Genomic DNA, 4123 nt, shown 5'->3' on the forward strand with positions numbered 1-4123 from the left:
AGATGTGTATAAGAGACAGAATCATATCTATAAATTCAATATTCTATAGAATTTAAAAAAGAGATGAAGAAAGGGAGGAGATTATTGATGTCACATTATGTAGATCTAAATAGTGATTTAGGTGAAAGTTTTGGCAACTACACATTAGGCATGGATGGTGAAGTGTTAAATCACGTCACAAGTGCTAATGTTGCCTGTGGATGGCATGCCGGAGATCCTCTCATTATGGATGCTACAGTTCGCATGTGCAAGGAAAAGGGCGTAGCCGTAGGGGCTCATCCTGGGTATCCTGATTTAATGGGCTTTGGCCGCCGTGCGATGGCCGTAAATCCGGCAGAGGCAAAAGCGTATATGATATATCAAGTGGGGGCATTGCAAGCCTTCTGTGATAGCTATGGTGTTACATTGCAACACATGAAATTACATGGCGCTTTTTATAACACGGCGTGTGTAACGCCTGCATTGGCAGATGCTGTATTAGATGGCTTACAAGCGGTAAACCCTAATATTGCAGCTATGGTATTGAGCGGTAGCTATATTGCGAAAGAGGCACAGCGCCGAGGTATTCCTGTAATTCAGGAGGTCTTCGCTGATCGTGGTTACACTGATGAAGGTACATTGGTACCTCGTACAGAACCAGGTGCTTTCATAAAAGACCCTCAAGAGGCTCTTGAACGAGTACTCATGATGGTTACAGAAGGCAAGGTTGTTACTAATACAGGAAATACTATTGATATTGTAGCTGATTCCGTATGCGTACACGGCGATAATCCAGAAGCGATAGCTTTTACTAATTACATCCGTGAAGGCCTTACAAAAGCGGGCGTTACAGTGGCTAATTTTCAAAACCGTAAATAGTAAAACGGATATTATCAAAAAAGCAATACATAGCAAATACGTAATAAATAGTGAATACATAATAAATAGTAAATGTGTAGTAAATAGTAAATATGTAGTAAATACATAATAGATCGTTAATAAATAAATTAATGTGTGGAGGTTTTTATGAAACCAATTTCAGGTAAAGCAAGTTTATCTGTCCTCTTGGGGGCAGCTTTCTTGATGGCCACGTCCTCTATTGGGCCGGGCTTTATGTTACAAACGGCGGCATTTACGAATGATTTAAAAGCAGACTTTGCGTTTGCCATCATTGTGTCTGTTATTTTTTCGATTATTGCACAGCTTAATGTGTGGACAATCATTGGCGTATCTAAAATGCGCGGTCAAGATATTGCGAATAAAGTATTGCCAGGACTTGGCTACTTCGTAGCATTCTTGATTTCCCTTGGTGGCCTTGCGTTCAATATCGGTAATATTGGGGGCGCGTCCATGGGTCTAAACATTGTATTTGGTATAGATACAACTACAGCAGCGGCTATTAGTGGTATCTTGGGTATTCTATTATTCGCATCTCCAAAAATGGGTGGTGTTCTAGATAATACGGCTAAAATCCTTGGTACCGTAATGCTTGTGTTGATTGGTTATGTGGCATTCTCTACAAACCCTCCAGTGGCTGAAGCGGTTGCTCATGCGGTGGCACCAACGCATTATCCATGGCTTGCTACTATTACCCTTATCGGTGGTACTGTAGGTGGTTACATTACATTCTCCGGCGGTCACCGTCTTATCGATGCTGGCATCACTGGTCAAGAGCATTTGAAAGATGTGCGTCGTGCAGCTTTCATGGGTATGTCCGTAGATGCAGTGGTTCGTATCTTGTTATTCTTAGCAGTTCTTGGCGTTGTGTCCATGGGCTTTGTCTTAGATCCTAAGGACCCAGCTGGTTCTGCATTCCTTCTAGGTGCTGGTGAAATCGGGCATAAATTGTTTGGTATTGTATTCTTCTGTGCAGCCTTAACATCTGTAGTAGGTGCAGCGTATACATCCGTTTCCTTCTTAAAAACATTGTTCAAAGTAGTGGAAAGAAATGAAAAATTGACTATTATGGCATTTATCTTCGTTTCTACATGTATTTTGATCTTCATTGGCAAACCAGCATCCTTGTTGATTTTGGCTGGTTCCGTAAATGGCTTGATCTTGCCAATCACATTGGCAGTGATGCTCTTTGCGACTCATAAATCTGAAATCGTAGGGGACTACAAACATAATAAATTGTTATACTATACAGGTTGGATTGTAGTACTTGTAACAGCTTATATCGGGGTTACATCCTTACAAGGCATTGCTAAATTACTTGGTTAAATTAATCGTTGTGAAAGTACCATTATTTTCGTTTGAAGGTAATGGTTCTTTCTAGTTTTAGGAAGGAGGTACCTATGAAACCTACAATTTCACCTGTAGGGGATTGCGCTATCTCTATTGATTTTGGTCAAGTCATCGATCCAAAGATTAATCGACATATACGTCAAACGATAGAGCGAATTCAAGAGCTGCATCTAGAGGGAATCATTGAATTAGTTCCTACCTATTGTGCACTGCTTTTACAATATGACGCTATGCTATATTCCTATTCAGAATTGTGTAACATCATTGAGCCTACGCTGGAGCAGACCGTAGCAGATAATGATAATGAACTTGTTACTGTTGTAGAAATTCCTACCGTGTATGGCGGTGAGTTTGGTCCAGACCTTGGCTTTGTGGCCTCTCATAATAACTTAAGTGAAGATGAGGTTGTATCTATTCATAGTGGTACGGACTATTTAGTATATATGCTTGGTTTCATTCCTGGCTTTACCTACTTAGGCGGTATGGACCCACGCATTGCAACGCCTCGTTTGTCCTCTCCAAGAACATTGATACCAGCAGGTTCTGTAGGTATTGCAGGGGAGCAGACGGGGACGTATCCGTCTGACTCTCCAGGGGGCTGGCAGATCATTGGGCGTACACCTGTAACCATGTATGATATGTCCAAGGAACAAGCGGCTCTATTGAGTGCCGGTGACTATGTGCGTTATGTACCAATTGATGAAGCAGAATATAATCGTATTAAAGCATTGGGGGCGGATTATGCGCCATCCATGTATGAAGTAGAGGTAGGTGAGTTGCGTGGCTATTAATGAGTTTAATAAATCATCTATCTACGTAACTGCACCTGGTATGTACACTACAATTCAAGATAAAGGTCGCGTTGGGTTCCAACAATATGGTATGCCTGTAGCAGGTCCTATGGATAGTGAAAGCTATCTCTTGGGGCAAGCGCTGGTAGGTAATGTAGAAACAGCAGGTGCCTTAGAGTGCACATTGTTGCCGCCTACACTCACCGTGAAAGGCACATGTATCGTTGCTTTCACAGGGGCTGATATGGAACCAACCATCAATAGTGTACGAGTACCGAGATATATTCCATTTGTATGTCACGACGGCGATGTCATTTCCGGCGGTTTTAGCCAATGTGGCGTGCGCATGTACATTTCATTCTCTGGAGGTATCGACGTGCCAAGCATCAATGGCAGTGTATCGACCCATACAAAGGCGAAAATTGGAGGCCTTGAGGGGCGACCATTACAAAAGGGCGATGAACTTGGCATCAAAGCGTTCGCCGGAGATGAAATGCATGTCTGCGATTACCGTGGTGAAGGGCATACTCTATTCAATACTGCCTTATATAACCGTGGGGGCCGTGAATGTCATGAACCGTTACGCGTTGTATTAGGTGATCAGTCAAAACATTTCACCGAGAAGGGTATCAAGACCTTTAGTGATAATATCTATACACTGACTGTAGAATGTGACCGTATGGGCTTCCGCTTAGATGGTCCTGAAATTGAACACGTAGATAGTGCAGATATTATTTCTGATGGTGCCGTATTTGGCTCTATCCAAGTGCCATCGAATGGACATCCCATTGTCCTCATGGCCGATCGCCAAACAACAGGGGGCTATACAAAAATAGGCACTATAATTACCGCAGACCTACCGCGGCTTAGCCAATTGCCGGTAGGGGATGGGATTAACTTTAATATCGTGTCTATTGAAGAAGCGCAAGATATATATCGAGCGTATATGGAACGATTACATAAGCGTATCGAATTAGCGCATGAACAAAGTGCTTATGTATTTAAATTAAATAGTGTCATATAAAAAATAACGTCTAAAGAGATTATTCTTTAGACGTTATTTTTGTTATTGTCTTTAGACTGGTTCGCGACGTAGTCGCGAATAA

The 4123-nt window shown here is 42.1% G+C and carries 4 protein-coding genes; all 4 read left to right on the top strand.

Translation table 11 applies throughout. From position 1 onward, the window contains the following. Positions 1-87: 87 nt before the first annotated feature. The 4 genes from QZ334_RS07225 to QZ334_RS07240 all read left to right on the top strand — a co-directional run bounded on the left by QZ334_RS07225 (position 88) and on the right by QZ334_RS07240 (position 4041). Entirely contained in the window at positions 88-858 is a 771-nt protein-coding gene (locus QZ334_RS07225; protein ID WP_295233198.1) for a LamB/YcsF family protein, read from the top strand. 147 nt (positions 859-1005) lie between these two features. Then, the gene (locus tag QZ334_RS07230) at positions 1006-2202 is read left to right on the top strand and encodes an NRAMP family divalent metal transporter (protein WP_295233200.1); all 1197 of its coding nucleotides are present in this window, start codon (positions 1006-1008) and stop codon (positions 2200-2202) included. A 74-nt stretch (positions 2203-2276) separates the two neighbouring features. Continuing rightward, the gene (pxpB, locus tag QZ334_RS07235; RefSeq protein ID WP_295233202.1) at positions 2277-3017 is read left to right on the top strand and encodes a 5-oxoprolinase subunit PxpB; all 741 of its coding nucleotides are present in this window, start codon (positions 2277-2279) and stop codon (positions 3015-3017) included. Beyond that, positions 2998-4041: a biotin-dependent carboxyltransferase family protein gene (locus tag QZ334_RS07240; RefSeq protein WP_416376197.1), complete on the top strand. Its 1044-nt coding sequence runs from the start codon at positions 2998-3000 to the stop codon at positions 4039-4041. The genes pxpB and QZ334_RS07240 overlap by 20 nt, the downstream gene beginning before the upstream one ends. Positions 4042-4123: the final 82 nt, after the last annotated feature.

The sequence above is a fragment of the Veillonella sp. genome (genome assembly GCF_019414865.1).
GTDB lineage: Bacteria > Bacillota > Negativicutes > Veillonellales > Veillonellaceae > Veillonella.